This is a genomic window from Flavobacterium anhuiense, from assembly GCF_004151235.1.
Lineage (GTDB): Bacteria > Bacteroidota > Bacteroidia > Flavobacteriales > Flavobacteriaceae > Flavobacterium > Flavobacterium anhuiense_A.
In genome coordinates this window covers 429,458-445,597 of sequence record NZ_JUIV01000001.1, presented here as the reverse complement: position 1 = coordinate 445,597, position 16,140 = coordinate 429,458, and the positions used below count along the sequence as shown (strand labels likewise).

The 16,140-nt window shown below is 32.8% G+C and carries 11 protein-coding genes; 4 read left to right on the top strand and 7 right to left on the bottom strand.

Features of this window, described 5'->3' with window-relative positions; translation table 11 throughout:
- The first annotated feature begins 149 nt into the window (after positions 1 to 149).
- From NU08_RS01880 to NU08_RS01865, 4 genes are all read left to right on the top strand, one after another.
- On the top strand, positions 150 to 2,561 hold the full coding sequence (locus NU08_RS01880; protein ID WP_129745598.1) for a TonB-dependent receptor domain-containing protein: 2,412 nt from the start codon (positions 150 to 152) through the stop codon (positions 2,559 to 2,561).
- Between the two features lie 144 nt (positions 2,562 to 2,705).
- Positions 2,706 to 3,140, top strand: coding sequence for a hypothetical protein (locus tag NU08_RS01875; RefSeq protein WP_129745597.1), 435 nt, complete (start codon positions 2,706 to 2,708; stop codon positions 3,138 to 3,140).
- A 178-nt stretch (positions 3,141 to 3,318) separates the two neighbouring features.
- Positions 3,319 to 5,097 carry an AMP-dependent synthetase/ligase gene (locus NU08_RS01870; RefSeq protein WP_129745596.1) on the top strand — a complete coding sequence of 593 codons (1,779 nt, stop codon included), beginning with the start codon at positions 3,319 to 3,321 and terminating at the stop codon, positions 5,095 to 5,097.
- Positions 5,098 to 5,325: 228 nt separating this feature from the next.
- Positions 5,326 to 6,240 carry a phytanoyl-CoA dioxygenase family protein gene (locus NU08_RS01865; protein ID WP_129745595.1) on the top strand — a complete coding sequence of 305 codons (915 nt, stop codon included), beginning with the start codon at positions 5,326 to 5,328 and terminating at the stop codon, positions 6,238 to 6,240.
- 6 nt (positions 6,241 to 6,246) lie between these two features.
- Here NU08_RS01865 and NU08_RS01860 read toward each other — a convergent pair whose 3' ends face one another.
- The 7 genes from NU08_RS01860 to NU08_RS01830 all read right to left on the bottom strand — a co-directional run bounded on the left by NU08_RS01860 (position 6,247) and on the right by NU08_RS01830 (position 16,070).
- Positions 6,247 to 6,792 (bottom strand): 3'-5' exonuclease, encoded by a 546-nt coding sequence (locus NU08_RS01860; RefSeq protein ID WP_129745593.1) that lies wholly within the window; start codon positions 6,790 to 6,792, stop codon positions 6,247 to 6,249.
- Positions 6,793 to 7,093: 301 nt separating this feature from the next.
- On the bottom strand, positions 7,094 to 7,597 hold the full coding sequence (locus tag NU08_RS01855) for a hypothetical protein (protein ID WP_129745591.1): 504 nt from the start codon (positions 7,595 to 7,597) through the stop codon (positions 7,094 to 7,096).
- A 1,332-nt stretch (positions 7,598 to 8,929) separates the two neighbouring features.
- Positions 8,930 to 9,199, bottom strand: a complete 270-nt coding sequence (locus NU08_RS01850) for a hypothetical protein (protein WP_129745589.1) — start codon at positions 9,197 to 9,199, stop codon at positions 8,930 to 8,932.
- 231 nt (positions 9,200 to 9,430) lie between these two features.
- Positions 9,431 to 11,275 carry a phosphotransferase gene (locus NU08_RS01845; protein WP_129745587.1) on the bottom strand — a complete coding sequence of 615 codons (1,845 nt, stop codon included), beginning with the start codon at positions 11,273 to 11,275 and terminating at the stop codon, positions 9,431 to 9,433.
- Entirely contained in the window at positions 11,265 to 13,154 is a 1,890-nt protein-coding gene (locus NU08_RS01840; protein ID WP_129745585.1) for an AAA family ATPase, read from the bottom strand. Before NU08_RS01840 ends, NU08_RS01845 begins: the two co-directional genes overlap by 11 nt.
- A gap of 186 nt (positions 13,155 to 13,340) precedes the next feature.
- Entirely contained in the window at positions 13,341 to 14,141 is an 801-nt protein-coding gene (locus NU08_RS01835) for a TatD family hydrolase (protein WP_129745766.1), read from the bottom strand.
- A 507-nt stretch (positions 14,142 to 14,648) separates the two neighbouring features.
- Positions 14,649 to 16,070: an RtcB family protein gene (locus tag NU08_RS01830; RefSeq protein ID WP_129745583.1), complete on the bottom strand. Its 1,422-nt coding sequence runs from the start codon at positions 16,068 to 16,070 to the stop codon at positions 14,649 to 14,651.
- Positions 16,071 to 16,140: the final 70 nt, after the last annotated feature.

Here is a 16,140-nt window from a genome sequence, read left to right as displayed (position 1 = left end):
TCTGTATGGAGCTACTTACGGAGATTCCTCGTTCCTCGGAATGACAAACTTTGTGTAAAAAAACTATTTAAAACTATTCTAAGATTAATTTAATAGTATCTTAAGACAGCTTAAGCAAGCATAAACATATTGGTAAATATCTTTGTCTCATGAAAAAAATGATACAAAAAATTTACCTTCCGATTCTTTTATTCATTATAAGCCATGTCTCATTTGGTCAAAAAAACCCTTCGCTGCAAGGAACAGTCACAGACGGAAAAGCTCCAATAGAGTTTGTTGATGTTATATTAAAAAATGTTGCCGACTCAACAAAAACTGCTAATTATGCCGTAACAGATGTTTCAGGGAATTTCTCTTTAGAAAATATAACTCCAGGAGATTATATGCTTCAGTTTAAATTAATAGGCTTTAAAACGAATACCAAAAAAATAAAATATACAGGCACTCTAATTCCACTTGGCACAATTACTTTGCAAGAAGATGCAAACCAACTTAATACCGTTGTTGTAAACTCACAGAAAAAACAGATTCAGAAAACCAATGAAGGTTTTGTTTTTAATGCTTCATCGAATATTTCGCAAACTGGCGGAACCGCTACAGATATGCTAAAAAGTATTCCGACTGTTGCAGTTGATGCAGAAGGCGGAATTACCTTAAGAGGGAAATCGCCCATGATTTTAATAAACGGGAAAAATTCTGCCATTACCAACATGGATCAAATTGCGGCGAGCAGTATTGAAAGCATTGAAGTCATTACAAGTCCGACAGCAAAATATGATGCCAATGCCGAAAGCGGTATTATTAATATAAAACTTAAAAAGAACAATCTAAGCGGTACAAATGGCGCTGTCGCTTTAGGTGCAGGTTTTGGAGCAAAAGGGAGAATCAATAGCTCTGTTCTTTTCAATCACAAAACTGAAAAATGGAATTTTGGTTTAGGATATGATAATCGTTTTGCTGGAAGAACGAAGAAAATAAATGCTGACCGAACAAACTATTTCATTGATGATGAGCATTATATTCATCAAAATAGAAATGATGAACGAACTGAAGGTCTGCAGAATTTGAAATTAAATATTGATTTTTCTCCAAATGAAAAAAACAGCTTTTCTTTTGAAGCATTAGGAAATATTGAAACTCAAGACAATGATGAAACTTTATATACTCAGGTTAACACAAGTTCCAATGCGTTTTTCTCAAATAATAGAAGACATTCTTTAGAGTTGGAACGCTCAAAAGTCGGTGAACTTGCTTTTACTTATGACCGTAAATTTGATGATGACCGTAAAAATTTAAATACCTCTATCACTTCTTCTTTCGGGAAACATAGAGAAAATACCGATATTGACACTTACAATTACGATGAATATCAGCAGCAGATTGGCGACGCTCAATTACAGCGAACGCACAATTACGAAAATCAAAATATTTCTAATGCAATTGTAAATTATACTTTTCCAGTTTCAGAAAAATCGATTATAGAAACGGGCTACAAAGGAACTTTCAGGTTTTTTAATTCAGATTTTGAAAGCGCCGATATGATCAATGGAGAATATGTCGTAAATCCGTTGGCGAGTAATACTTTTAAATTTAACGAACAGATAAATGCCGTTTACGGTTTGATGAATTCTTATATTGGCGATAGCGAAAACCCAAAATGGAAATACAATTTAGGTTTGCGTGCAGAAAATGTTTCCAATACTGGAGCAACACAAAATAATAGTGACCGATTCAGCAATGACTACTTGAAATTCTTTCCGTCGGCTTCTTTACAGTTGAATTTAAAATCTGATGAATTTATCAAATTAGGATACAGCAAACGAATTAATCGTCCTGATCTCGATGATTTAAATCCGTTTATTGATATTACCGATGCATTGAATCCGCATGGAGGAAATCCGTACTTAAAACCGGAGATCATTCATATTGCAGAAATGAGCTATAATAAAAACTGGAAAAATTATTCTTTCTCCACCAATGCCTTTTACAGAAATGCAACTGATGCCATTAGACAATATGCACAGCTTTTAGATAATGGAGTGGTTTTACTTCAGCCACAAAACATTGGAAGCACTGTCACGTATGGTTTAGAAACCATTTTCACTCTCAAACCAGTAGGCTTTTATGACGCAAATATCAGTTTGACCGCTTTTCAGCAAAACATCAATGCAGACAATTTACCGCAGGCACAAGATGTTGTAAGCAGCGCTTTCAGCTGGTACGGAAAAGTAATCAATAATTTTGTTCCGTGGAAAGGCGGAAAACTTCAGATTATTGGAAATTATAATTCGGCTGTTGCCACTCCGCAAGGAAAAAGAATTCCGATTTATAATGTTGATATGGGATTTCAACAGAAATTAGGAAAAGGAAATGCTAGATTAGGTTTGGTTGTCACCGATATGTTCAACACTTTAGAAAGCGGTTATAAAAACAATACCCTATTGTTTAGCAATCACAGAACCAACAAATCAGACACGCGTGCGCTGATGGTTACTTTTGCCTACACTTTCAGATCTGATTTTAAAGAAAAATTACTCGAAAATCAGTTTTCTACGGAGTAAAAACTTACCTAAAACAAATAAAATATAAAAATTTCATTCTTGTATTTTTAAGCTATAATTCTATTAAAAAATTGGATTATATTCGCCGAAAGAAATCAGCTCGACAGATTTTTTTCAGCCCAAAAACACTTAAACCTACATAGAATGAAATTTTTAAAATTACTTTTTATTTTCAGCTTATTCTTTGCTGTTACAACATCACATTCGCAAGTTCACGTAGATCAAATTACTCACAATTCTAAGGAACGATACATTACTACTACAATCGGTTATCCAGTTCCTGGAACTTATGCTCCGCTAAACCAAAAACAGCCTATTACAGTTTTAAATCCAGACGGAACAGGTTTTATTCAGGCTGAAGATTTAAGCAAACAAAAAATCAATTGGGGAATAGAATGCACAGAAGAAGGCGTTCCTGTATTCAAAGAAGGATTCAATAGCGCATCTTACACCTTCTGGTATAGACCAAACGACAGTGAAGAATGGTATTATTCTCAATTTTCTATTCATTTTGCCAAGAAAAAAATGTTTTTAATGGGAGAAAGAGTAAAAGAATACGTGGATTATAACGTTCAATAGCCTATACAAATTTGCTTAGCCATTAAATATTTCTTCATTTTTGATAAAAATTCCTATCAAAAAGAAAACGTTTTCGTTGATTTTTAATAGTCTCTATAAATTTTCCCATAAAATTTCATTAAATAAAAAATCATACCTAAATTTTATTTAATTTGCAATCAAATTCAATATATTAAACATGGTTTCAATCACACGCCTTTTTGATTTTCCCTATTATCAACAAGAAACTTACAACCTTCCAGTTGCTCTTGCAACCAAAAAAAATGGAGTCTGGGAAAAAACATCTAGCGAGGAATATATTGCAAAAGCAAATGCTATTTCGAGAGCATTATTGCGTATGGGCGTTCAGAAAGATGATAAAATTGCTTTAATTAGTTCAAATAATCGTACCGAGTGGAATATAATGGATATTGGCATTTTGCAGACTGGTGCGCAGAATGTTCCTATTTATCCAACAATTGCAGAAGAAGATTACGAATATATTTTAAACCACAGCGGCAGTATTTATTGCTTTGTTTCTGATGAAGAAGTTTTGCAGAAAGTAAATGCTATTAAAGCCAATGTGCCTACGTTGAAAGAAGTGTATTCTTTTAATGAAATTCCAGGATGCAAACATTGGTCAGATTTATTGGTTTTAGGTGAAGATGATAGCAATCAAAATGAAGTTGAAGCTAGAAAAGACAGCATCAAAACTGATGATTTAGCCACAATCATTTATACTTCTGGAACAACAGGAAGACCAAAAGGAGTTATGCTTTCGCACAAAAATATTGTATCAAATGTTTTAGACAGTTCACCAAGAATTCCGTTTGATCCAGGAAAAAGTACTGCATTGAGCTTCTTGCCTATCTGCCATATTTTTGAAAGAATGATTTTGTACATCTATCAATATTATGGCGTTTCGGTTTATTTTGGAGAATCTATTGACAAAATCAGTGATAACTTAAAAGAAGTTCGTCCAACTGTAATTACAGCTGTTCCAAGACTTTTAGAAAAAGTTTACGATAAAATTTATGCTAAAGGAGCAGAATTGACAGGCATCAAGAAAAAACTGTTTTTCTGGGCTATCGATTTAGGTTTAAAATATGAACCATACGGAGCAAATGGCGCTTGGTATGAATTTCAGTTAAAAATTGCCCGCAAATTGATTTTCAGCAAATGGAAAGAAGGTTTGGGCGGAAATTTAGATTTGATGGTTTCTGGAAGTGCCGCTTTACAGCCACGTTTGACGAGAGTTTTTGCTGCTGCAGAAATTCCGGTTATGGAAGGTTACGGTTTAACTGAAACTTCTCCAGTAATTGCCGTAAACGACCAAAGAAATAAAGGCTTTAAAATTGGAACCGTTGGAAAACCAATTCGTAATGTAGAAGTTAAAATTGCCGAAGACGGAGAAATTTTAATAAAAGGTCCTAATGTGATGTTAGGTTATTACAAAGATCCTGAAAAAACAGCAGAAGCTTTACAAGATGATTATTTCCATACAGGAGATATTGGAGAGATTGACAGTGAAGGTTTCTTAAAAATTACAGATCGTAAAAAAGAAATGTTCAAAACTTCTGGCGGTAAATACATTGCTCCGCAAATGATCGAAAATGCTATGAAACAATCTCGTTTTATTGAGCAGATTATGGTTATTGGCGAAGGCGAGAAAATGCCTGGAGCTTTTATTCAGCCAAACTTTGAATTTGTAAAAGAATGGGCAAAAATCCATAAAATTACTTTAGGAAGCAGCGATGCCGAAATTAGTGCCAATCCAGATGTAATTAAGCGCATCGATGAAGAAGTGGAAGGCATCAACAAAAAATTTGGACACTGGGAACAAGTAAAACGTTTTGAACTTACTCCAGATGTTTGGTCTATTGATGGCGGACAGCTTACTCCGACTTTAAAACTAAAACGTAAAATTATTAAAGAGATTTATAAAGATCTTTACGCTAAAATCTACGGAAACAATTAATAAATCAGAATAATATAACCAAACGAAAGCGGCTGTCAAATGACAGCCGTTTTTTTTTGTTAATCATCAACAGTCTAAGCTAGACATATTTTTTTTGCCACGAATTGCACTAATTTACACGAATTTCTTTTTTCTAAAAGTTATTGCTCCTCTAGAAAAAACAAGTATTTCTACTTTGAATACAGAACCCTAAAACCTGTATTTTTGATTTATCCTAAACAGAGAACTATGCCTTGGAATATTCTTGAATCATTATGGAAACGTGCTGTTGAACCACAAAATGCAGATTTAAGCAATTCAAACTGGAACAACGAAATTAAAACCTTGTACCAATTAGGCATCGGTATGGAGGATACTTTACAATTTTTATATTCAGAAAAACCAGATTTTGATTCTTTTAAAACATGGGTCAATAACAGAAAACGAAGTATTGCTATTGAAACTGAAGATTTAATTGAAAACGTGTTATCTGAACAAGATTTAGAATTTTGGAACCAAAATGGTTATGTAATCGTTAAAAATGCTATCTCAAAAGAAGACTGCGAAGATACTCAAAAAGCCATTTGGGAATATCTAAAAATGGATCCTAATAACAAAGAAAGCTGGTATGATCGTCATGAAAATCAAAAAGGATTAATGCTTAATTTTTCTGATCACGAAACCTTAAACCGAAACCGCCTTTCTCCAAGAATTAAAAAAGCATACGAACAGCTTTATAAAACCACTAAAATTTACAAAACGATAGATAAGGTAAGTTTTAATCCGCCTGAAACAGAGAATTTTAATTTTCTGGGAAGTCCACTTCATTGGGATATGAGTTTGAAAAAACCTATGCCTTTTGGCCTTCAGGGTTTGCTTTATTTAACCGATTGCGGACCAGATGATGGCGCTTTTAATTGCGTTGCAGGTTTTCATAATCAAATCGATCAATGGCTCGACGAACTCGAACCTCATGAAAAACCAAGAGAGAAAGCATTGCAGACATTGCAAGCAAAGCCAATTATAGGAGAAGCAGGAGATTTTATCATTTGGCATCAAGCGCTTCCGCATTGTGCGACACCAAATAAAGGTGAAAAACCGCGAATGGTTCAATATCTCACTTATCTTCCAGATGATTATAATGCAGCTGGAGAGTGGATTTAAACCATTCTAGTTTTTCAAGCACCAATGCAAGATTTTAGCGATGTTTTTAGCATCATCAATTCCGCGATGATGTGTTCCTTCTAGCGGAATATTCAGCAATGCAAGCGCGCCGTTCATTCCTGTTGGTTTAACCAAGCCAAACTTTTCGGCAAAATGCTCTTTTACATTGATATGCTCCTCTCCCATCGGATACGGAATACCAAAAGATTTACATTGTTTTGTCAGCATATTCAAATCGTACTGTCCGTAACTTGCCCAAGTGTACAAATCTGGATTGTATTCGTCGATTAGCAAACCAACAGCCTCTTCAAAACTCACTCCGTTTTTATCGAGTAAATCTTGGGTAATAGTCGTCAGTTCAGTACAAAACGGACTAACATGAGAACGTTGTGGTTTAATTAAAATTCCTTTGTTCTTCGAAATTTCTCCCGTCTCAATATCTAAGACCGCCAAACCTATTTCAATAATTTCATTCTGCTGTCCCCTCGGGACTGCGCCTTGCCAACATGTGGCTTCTAAATCGATAATAATAATTTTATCTGTTGTTTTCATTTTTTTAATTTTTTAATAATTGCTTTTTTTAACTACAAAGAGCGCTCAGATTTGTTTCACGCAGATCTAACAGATTGAAGCAGATTTTTTTAAATAATCTTTTTAATCCTTATAATCTGTGGCTAAAAACTTTGCGACTTTGCTAGATTTTTTAACCGCAAGAAGCGCTAAGGTTTACGCAAAGCAACGCTAAGATTTGTTTCTCGCAGATTCAGCAGATCTCGGAGATTTTTTTTAATCTTTTTAATCCTTTAATCTATGGCTAAAAACTTTGTGTCCTAGCGCCTTCGTGGCAAAACCCTTAGAAAAACATGCTTTTTAAATCTAGAAAGAAACTTCTTTTCTTAGACTTTTTTTCAGGCTTCTCCTTTTTAGCAGATTTCTTTTTTTCAAAAACTGCTTTAGCTTTCTCCATCCGTTTAACTGGTTTTATTTCTTCAGTTTTAGACATTTCGTAGAACTTTTTAAAAGGACGTGGTTCAAAATCGACCAAAATAGCTGCCATGTTTATAGCATCAATGTTTGACGGATCTGTCTCTCCTTTGAAGAAAGTTTCGATAGGTCTGAACTTATCCTTTTTCTCCTTAAACTTATTCTTTTTGCTATGATCGAAATCTAAGCCCAATAGGTTGCTGAAGACGTTCAAGTCATCCTTTGTTGGGTTGTTTTCGAAAATCAACCAGCACAAATCACGAAGTTTTCCACGAGAAGGCTTGTACAAATAATCAAAGTATTTACCTTCTTTTTCTATCTCGTATTTTTTTCTAATTGCTTTTTTGTATTTTTCTAGTGTATTGTTTTGCATGGCATTTTTTTTTTTGCAATTCATGGGAATCTCAGGAAATCGAAGGTTTTCTGGGAAATCCAATATCACAAAAGTTAAAAAGCACCCTTGCTTTACCAGAGAGAAATATCTCTAAATGATATATATAATTTCCCTAAAATTCACCCTCTCCTTCCATAGGTTAATCAGTTCCAAATCTTTCTTTTTAATTGAGGCAAACGACAGTTCACTTGTCTCTAGTTTATCTGTTTGACCACTATGGTCCGACGTAAATCCTATTTCTTGATTCATCCTTAAATTTTTTATTGTTAAACTTAAACTGTTAGTACTTACTACTAACGGTTCCTATTTTTTTACTTCATTTTTATTCTTTCATGAACAAATATTACAATTGTTCTGCGCAGTTATTTTGCGTATTTCTTTCTCTTGCCGCTAAGGCGCTAAGACACAAAGTTTTTCTTTTTTATCTTTTCTTAAATCTTAGCGCCTTTGTGCCTTCGTGGCTAACAAATAGTCACAAAAAAAGCACCCGATTAAAGGTGCTTCATAACAAATACGATATAACTATCCTATTGCCTATATTGATGCACCGACATGTAAAAGCATTCACGGTCCGAAGCCGCGGCTACTAATCCTGGGTTGTGTATGTATAATTTAAAACTCATTTTATTTATTTTTTAATTGTTGTTGTTGTTGTTTTCTGAAACGCTTTGTTTCAAATTTGTTTGGCAAAGATATGATGGAAAAATTCATATTTCCAAATATTTTTTAAGAATAATTTTCTGATTATCAATTAGTTAAACCCAAAATAAAAGTAAAGAAATTCCTGTCCGCAAACTGGTGCAGATCTCACTTTTGTATCAAATGACTGTTACTCATCAGATTACTTTCCAAGACTATATCTCTCTATTTTTATTAATCATTAAACATTTTGGTTAAATATTTTTTTAGTTTTTTTAGTTCTGGTTTGTTTTCTTTATCATTTTGTTGTTCACTTTTGTCACACTGAGCAAAATCGAAGTGCTTTTTAAGCGAAATCGAAAAGCTTTAAAACAAAAAAAGCGTCCTAAAATGAGGACGCTTTTCTATTCTATGATGAGTTTGACTCTAAATTCTAGATCATAATTTCATAAAAATACATACGCATCCTGAGCTATTAGCTGGAAAATTTCCCGCTAAAGGTTCAAAAAATTGGCTTGATGAAAATTTCATATGTATTTTTTTCTATTATTAATTACAGATACAAATGTAGTATATTTTAGATTAATTTAACAAAACATACTGAAAATATATTTTTTATAACAAAATCCCGACAATACCAATTGTCGGGATTTAACTTTTTATTGAAAGACTTTATCTATTACTAGCACAAGCTTTATAAATCTGTTTCTCTGAAAATGGCGATAACGTTTCTGCCAGATTTCTGCTGGTTCTTAAACAGCTCAGTATTTTTTGCCTTAAATTGATATCGTCGCCAAACTCTGTATGCATTAATAGCTCGAAGATTTCCTGCAAATACAGGGGCTGTTCTTTGTAATCTCCCTCAAACAATTCGTCTGAAAGGAAATTAATTACGGATGGCACTACATCACGATGTGTTGGTTTTTGATTTTCTTTTGTCATTTTTCTGAAAATATTAAACGCACGAAACCCTCATCTTCGGTTGTGACAAAACATTCTTATCGAATGAGATTAGGGCTATCACTAGCTCCAGCAACGTGAATGAGGGCTTCGCTTATGTTAACTTATAAAGTTTCAAAGTTCTCTGTTACCGATAAAATGTTTTGTCGATAACAAAGATATGGTTTTCTTTTCAAAAATAAGTTTTTACTTACAGAAAAATAATTCCAAAAATCATAATGAAAGAGATTTTACAATATAATCTCCTAAAATCTTAGCAGAATGACAAGCGTATAGCTGATTCATATTTGGATATCTAATTTGTCTAATAGTCATCAAATATAAAGAAATATAATACTCAATTGTTTCAGCCTTATTATATAAATCTTTTATTGAGTTATTTCTGATTGTACTGATCATATTTAAATATTCTACTACATCTGTTCTTTTTGTACTAACAAATTGATGTGTTCTTTCAAATGTTCTTTCCAAAAGTAATTCGCTTTCTATTTCAATTAATTCTCTGCTTTCTAGATAAAATGGAAAATGCTTAAATTTTAGAGAACATTCTAATGATGTATAATCTAAAATCGAATGTCTTCTATTTGTAAATCCAAAATCAATAAGATAGACATTCTGCTCATCATCTATAAAAAAATTATCAGTGTGTAAATCTCCATGACAAACCGTTTCATTATATGTCATTTGAAAATTTGAAATCTTATCAAAATCATCTAACATTTCTTTGCTTTTTATATCATCATTAAGAATATAACTTAAAGATTTTTCAATTTTATCTCTACTAACAAATGTTATATATAAATCTCCTGTTCGACTACTTTTAGTTTCATTATAATCTTCTCTCCAATTAATAAAAGCTTCATTTTCATTGAATAGTTTGTCTAAAATAGCTCTTTTAAATAATAAATCATTATATGGTAAGTCAGTTTTATTCAATATATCATTAAATGAATATGAGGTTTTGCTATTTTCTGAAATCGCATAATTGTATAATATACCTTCATAATGCAAAGTTTTTTCGTAACTCGCATCAGTGTAGTTTAAGAATCCTTTACTACCTTTTATAAATTCACTAAAATTTGCCTTTTCTTCCTTAATTTTTCCATCACTTAGATATCCATACTTAATTATATAAATTTTATCATTGTCAAAATTGTTGTTTTTCTTCGGTCTTATTTCTAATACTTTAGAGCCACTAAATCCCCCACTTAAAATTTTATAAAATATTAAGGGAGACTTAAAGTTTGCACATAATTTTTTTATAATTTTTTCTTCCTCAAAATTAATTTTTCCATTTGATATGTATGTAGACAATACTATATCAATTTCATCGACAAAATCATCTCGACGATTAGTATTTTGACATAATAATACCTGATCTTTTCCAGTTATAGAATGATAAAAAAATTCTTGAAAACTTTCAACAAATTCTTTTATGTTTTCATTAAGTAATCTCAAGTCCTCTTTATTATTCATCTTCGACATTAATAAAAAGATACATATGTAATTACTATCCGGATTTAAATCCATCTTTTTTGAAATGTCAATCTTTATAAATTCGCACTCATAATCTACAAATTTATTTTTGACTCTCGTTTTTAAAGGAGAAACATGATAATTATCTTCAAAAAAGAAAACTAAATTATAGCTAAAAGCTCTGTCATTTATTAATTCAGTTATGAAATAACCTTTGTAGTTAATAAAATAATCTTTCAATTCAGTTTTAATTTTTTCAAACAAATCTGTAAATGAAACCAAAGATTTCGACGTTTCGATTTTTTCTGTTATTAACTCAGCTTCAGATATATCATTTATTGCTCCCTCTTCATTTACTTGAAAATCTTCAATCTTAATATTTTCTTGTTCAATTTGATTGATAAAGCATAGATTTAAATAATCCTTTACAAAATCATGAAATTTAATTTTATCATGTTCCGGAATTGTTCTTAACTGAAAAGATATTGCTTCTGTTTTAGATGTATCAACTGAACCATTTGAAAAAGCATCAGTTAACAATGAAGCTAATAATTCCTTTTTACTAGCTTCATTATACTCCATAATCTAAATTATATTTTTCTTTTCGTTTTTTAAATGCATTTTCTCCCCCTTCTAATATTTTTAAAATATCATCTTTAACATCGTCAACATTTCCTTCTTTCAATTTTTTAGACATTTTATTTTCATAGTTTAAAAATAAATTATACTCTGAATCAGATAGGACAGGTATGTTAGGGTTATGAGTGATAAAAAGTAATTGTCTGTTTTCCTTTTGATCTTTTATAATACTATGTATTTTTTCACTGATATATTTATTATCGAGATTATCTTCAGGTTGATCAATGATTAATGGATTATCGGAAACAGTAAATATTATTGGCAAGACTGTTGTACATCTTTGTCCCATCGACAATTCATCGGAATTTTTGTAATTCTCTTTTAAAATATCTCCTTCAATTTTTAATTTAAAGTCGGGCAAATCATTGCAATAAAGACTTTCAATTATATAAATTTCATCTGTATCATGTAGAGCCTGTATTAAAGCTATAGATCTACTTTCATCAATACCAGTGATTATCTTTAAATTTTCAACATCTTTATCGTGAATAATCTTTGCAAATTGATCTGGCTTAAATGTTTCTACTATTCGATTTACTAATTCATTGTATTTTAGTCCAGAACCTCTTAAAGCTTCTCTTAAACTTTCTTCAAACACATCCATTATTCCTGAAAATTTTAAAGTTATCATTACATCTCCTTTAAGCATTTCATTAATTTCTTTAATTGCTGATAATCTTAGTCTAAAAATGTCATTTTTAATTGCATTAAACTTATCAACTAATTGTTTTCTTTCCACGACAAGTCTGTTTTTTCTTACTTGTCTTTCTTTGATTTCTTGTTCTAAAGTTTCTCTTTCTTTAAGTCTATTAGTAAGAACATTATATCTATTAAAATAATCTCTATTTTTATCAAACTTTTGCTTTAATGTAACAAACTCTGCTTGTTGCCTTTCATGAATTTGGATTACTTCATTGTAATTAGAATTTAAAACTTTAGCGTTTTGCATCAATAAAGCATTAATTTCTTCAAGCTTATTATATATTTGATTATTATTACCTTCAATTTCTTTTACTTTATCATTTATCAAATCTCTATTAAAAAAATTTTCTTGATTAAGTAACGCATTTGCAAAATTTTCATCTAAATCCTTAGTAAATAATAGAATTTGATTTTGCAAATCACTAAATACATGTGTTGCTTTATGAAAAAATCTTTTTTCATCAGTTCTTTTTTTCTCATTAATATCTGCGTTCTCAAATTCAATTTTTTCTTCTGGCGCAATACCTATAGGTTCATTCTTTTTTAATTCTTCAATTTCTTGCTCCAAATTATTGTATTGAGAAATAGAATCTATAATTTGATTGATTCTATAAGTAAATATTTTTAAATCTTGTGCATTTGCATCCAAATCAATTTGTGACTTAGTAATTGCTTTTTTTAATTCATATAAATCGCTACTTACCTTTTTATCAATTAATGATAATCTATCCTCTGGTGACCTACCTATTTTTTCAATTTGGTTTGTTTCGTAAAAATCACATTCGATTTCATCAAATATTCTTGCCAAAGAAATAAAATCTTGGTTTGGAAGCTTAAATGGCTGTGGCTCTTCATTAAGAGTTTTAATAATCCTATATAAAGAACCATCGATTGATTCCATTTCTACAATTATTTCACCATTTCCTAAATTACTTTTTAAAATCTCGATAGTTTTATTTTTAGAAAAGTCTAAACTTAAAGCTGATTTTAGAAAATAAAGTATTGTTGATTTACCAGTTCCTCTTCCTCCCATTATACAATTCATTTTTTCATCAAAATAAATTTTAAAATCCTCATAAAAAGGAGAATTTTTAACCTCTAAAGATTTTATTCTTTTCATATATTTTTTTTTACAATTACAAGTCCAAGTTAGGATGTAAATATAGATTGCACATCAAAGAAAACATTACGGTTTTCCATAAAATTTCAAATCTACATTTCATCCAAATATATATAAACAAAAAACCCTCAAACCAAGTACAAACACCTGATTTAAAAGCCAACAAATAATCCTTACAATTAAATTTTAAATCCCAAAAAAGCTTTTAGAATTCCTAGTCGTTTCCTCTGCTATTTTATCCAAAGTAATTCCTTTAAACTGTGCAATTGTTCCGGCAACATACGGCAGAAAAGCAGGTTCGCAACGGCGTTCGTGATATTTCTTCAAAAGGCTGTTCGGGACATTTTTAGGAAGCATAAACGGCGCATCGGTTTCAATCATCATTCGGTCGAGCGGTACGTACTGAATAACTTCTTTTAAAGGACTGAAACGTTTGGCATCTGAAATCGCTCCCGTAAAACCCAGATAAAATCCGTTATCGAGATAAGTTTTGGCTTCTTGCAACGTTCCTGTAAAACAATGCACAACGGCTTTTGGCAATTGCGGTAAATAATCTTTGGTAATATTCATAAAAGAATTAAAAGCGCTTCTTTCGTGCAAAAACAACGGTTTCTGTACTTCAATCGCCAATTCGAGCTGGGCTTTGTAACATTCTTCCTGTTTGTTTCGGGGCGAAAAGTCACGATCAAAATCGAGTCCGCATTCGCCAACGGAAACCACGTGTTTCAGTTCTAATAATTTCCTGAGTTTCGAAATACTCTGCGCATCGAAACTCTTCGCATCATGCGGATGTATGCCCGCCGTAGCGTACAACACGCCCGGATACTGCCTCGCAATCTTTGCCGATTCTTCGCTATTTCGTACGCTGGTGCCCGTGAGTATCATTTGCGATACGTCGGCGTCGAGCGCGTCTTGTACGACATCGTCTATGTCGTTTTGGAATTGTTTGTTGGTTAGGTTGATTCCTATGTCTATATATGTTTTCATGTTTTCTGTTTTTGCCACGAAGGCACTAAGACACAAAGTTTTTTTTATTCTTTGTGTTGGTTATTATTTTATTAATCTCGCAAAGGCGCAGAGTCGCTAAGTTTTTTGTTTCACGCAGATTTTGCAGATTCTAGCAGATTTAAAATAATTTTATAAATAATCTGCGAGCATCTGCTTAAATCTTTTTAAATCTGCGTGAAAAATTATTTACAGTCAAAGTAACCACAAAGTTTGTCATTTCGACGTTAGGAGAAATCTTCGCGAGAAACTCCACAAAGATTAGAGTCACGTTGTGGAGCTACTTGTGGAGATTTCTCCTTCGTCGAAATGACATAAAATGAGGAAAAACCTTTGCGAACCTTGCGTAAATCTTAGCGAACTTTGCGGTTAAAATCACCACAAAGCGTTAGACGCACTGCATTGCATCTCTACACTGAATACTGTGACCGCGACTGAACACTAAAAATGCGTCTCTACACTGAACACTAAAAAACTGACCACTGACCACTAGTCCTCCTTGCTTCCATCATCAGCCATTCTAACCAATTTCGGTGTAAACTTCGCCACAACATCCACTAAATCTTTCTGCGCTTCCATCACCTGATTGATATCTTTATACGCCATTGGGGCTTCGTCTAGACCTGCTCCGATAAGCGTAACGCCATGATCTCTCAAGATCGATTTCATTTCAGTTTGCGTAATGTTTTTTATAGCTTGGGTTCTGCTCATTTGTCTTCCTGCTCCATGCGAAGCCGAATTTATGGCGTTCTCCTCGCCTTTTCCTCTCACCAAAAATCCTGGTGCGGTCATACTTCCCGGAATGATTCCCATAACGCCTTTTCCTGCTGGGGTTGCTCCTTTTCTATGCACGATCACTTCTTCGCCGTTCCAGGTTTCTTTCCAGGCAAAATTATGGTGGTTTTCGACTTTGGCTAAAATCGTCGCACCCAAAGCGCGTTCCATTTTGTTATGGATAATCTCGTGACAAGCCGAAGCGTAATCTCCCGCCAAATTCATCGCCAGCCAATATTCTTGACCTAATTGTGAATTCATATCTAAATACGCTAAGTTTTTGGCTACTTCTGGAAGTCTGCATTCGTCTTTGGCAATTTTAGTATAATGTCCAGCAATGGTTGCTCCCATTCCGCGTGAACCAGAATGCGTTAACAAAGCGACGTATTTTCCTCTTGGGATATTCAAAACCGCATCGTCTTGTGCAAATTCCATGATTCCGAATTCCACAAAGTGATTTCCACCACCCGAAGATCCTAATTGCGACCAAGCTTTATCTTTCAAGTTCTTCACAAACGGATTCATATTGAAAGTTTCATTTTCCAAAACCGCATGATCTGATTTGTACTGACCGTGAAATCCGTGACCTGCTCCAAAAATAGAATTTGCGATTAATTCTTTTTTGAATTTGGCTTCGTTTTCAAAATAAAAATCTTCTGGTATATCGTAAACCGACAACGCCATTCTACATCCAATATCAACACCAACTCCATACGGAATAATGGCGTTTTTAGTCGCTAAAACGCCGCCAATCGGTAATCCGTAACCTTGGTGCGCGTCTGGCATTAAAGCTCCGGCAACCGTCACAGGCAGTTTCATGGCAACTTCCATTTGTTTTCTGGCTCCGTCTTCAATATGATCTAATCCGTAAGCGGAATACGCATTTGGATTTTCATTTAAAGCAATGAAATCTTCTGGTTTTTCATTCGATTTTTCGATTAAAGCCACAGCCAATTTGCTAAAGATTTTATCGTCTATATAATTTTCCGGAGTTTCTATGACGTTTTTGAAATTAGCAATCATTTCGTCTCTTGTGAATCCGTTTCTTTTGCTGTTTATTTTTAAGGCAATCCCGATTATTTTTCCTTCTGGGAATCCTAATTCTAATATATCTGTACCGTTTATTTGTGTTTTCATTTTTTTTCTTTTTTAAGGGCAATCCCGATAGCTATCGGGACAGAGGTTCATAGGTGCAAAGGTTTAATAT

Bases quoted from the DNA above. Each gene is read 5' to 3' on its own strand.
- NU08_RS01840 (WP_129745585.1), bottom strand. From the start codon at position 13,154: ATGAAAAGAATAAAATCTTTAGAGGTTAAAAATTCTCCTTTTTATGAG.
- NU08_RS01835 (WP_129745766.1), bottom strand. From the start codon at position 14,141: ATGAAAACATATATAGACATAGGAATCAACCTAACCAACAAACAATTC.
- NU08_RS01830 (WP_129745583.1), bottom strand. From the start codon at position 16,070: ATGAAAACACAAATAAACGGTACAGATATATTAGAATTAGGATTCCCA.
- NU08_RS01880 (WP_129745598.1), top strand. From the start codon at position 150: ATGAAAAAAATGATACAAAAAATTTACCTTCCGATTCTTTTATTCATT.
- NU08_RS01875 (WP_129745597.1), top strand. From the start codon at position 2,706: ATGAAATTTTTAAAATTACTTTTTATTTTCAGCTTATTCTTTGCTGTT.
- NU08_RS01860 (WP_129745593.1), bottom strand. From the start codon at position 6,792: ATGAAAACAACAGATAAAATTATTATTATCGATTTAGAAGCCACATGT.
- NU08_RS01865 (WP_129745595.1), top strand. From the start codon at position 5,326: ATGCCTTGGAATATTCTTGAATCATTATGGAAACGTGCTGTTGAACCA.
- NU08_RS01855 (WP_129745591.1), bottom strand. From the start codon at position 7,597: ATGCAAAACAATACACTAGAAAAATACAAAAAAGCAATTAGAAAAAAA.
- NU08_RS01845 (WP_129745587.1), bottom strand. From the start codon at position 11,275: ATGGAGTATAATGAAGCTAGTAAAAAGGAATTATTAGCTTCATTGTTA.
- NU08_RS01850 (WP_129745589.1), bottom strand. From the start codon at position 9,199: ATGACAAAAGAAAATCAAAAACCAACACATCGTGATGTAGTGCCATCC.
- NU08_RS01870 (WP_129745596.1), top strand. From the start codon at position 3,319: ATGGTTTCAATCACACGCCTTTTTGATTTTCCCTATTATCAACAAGAA.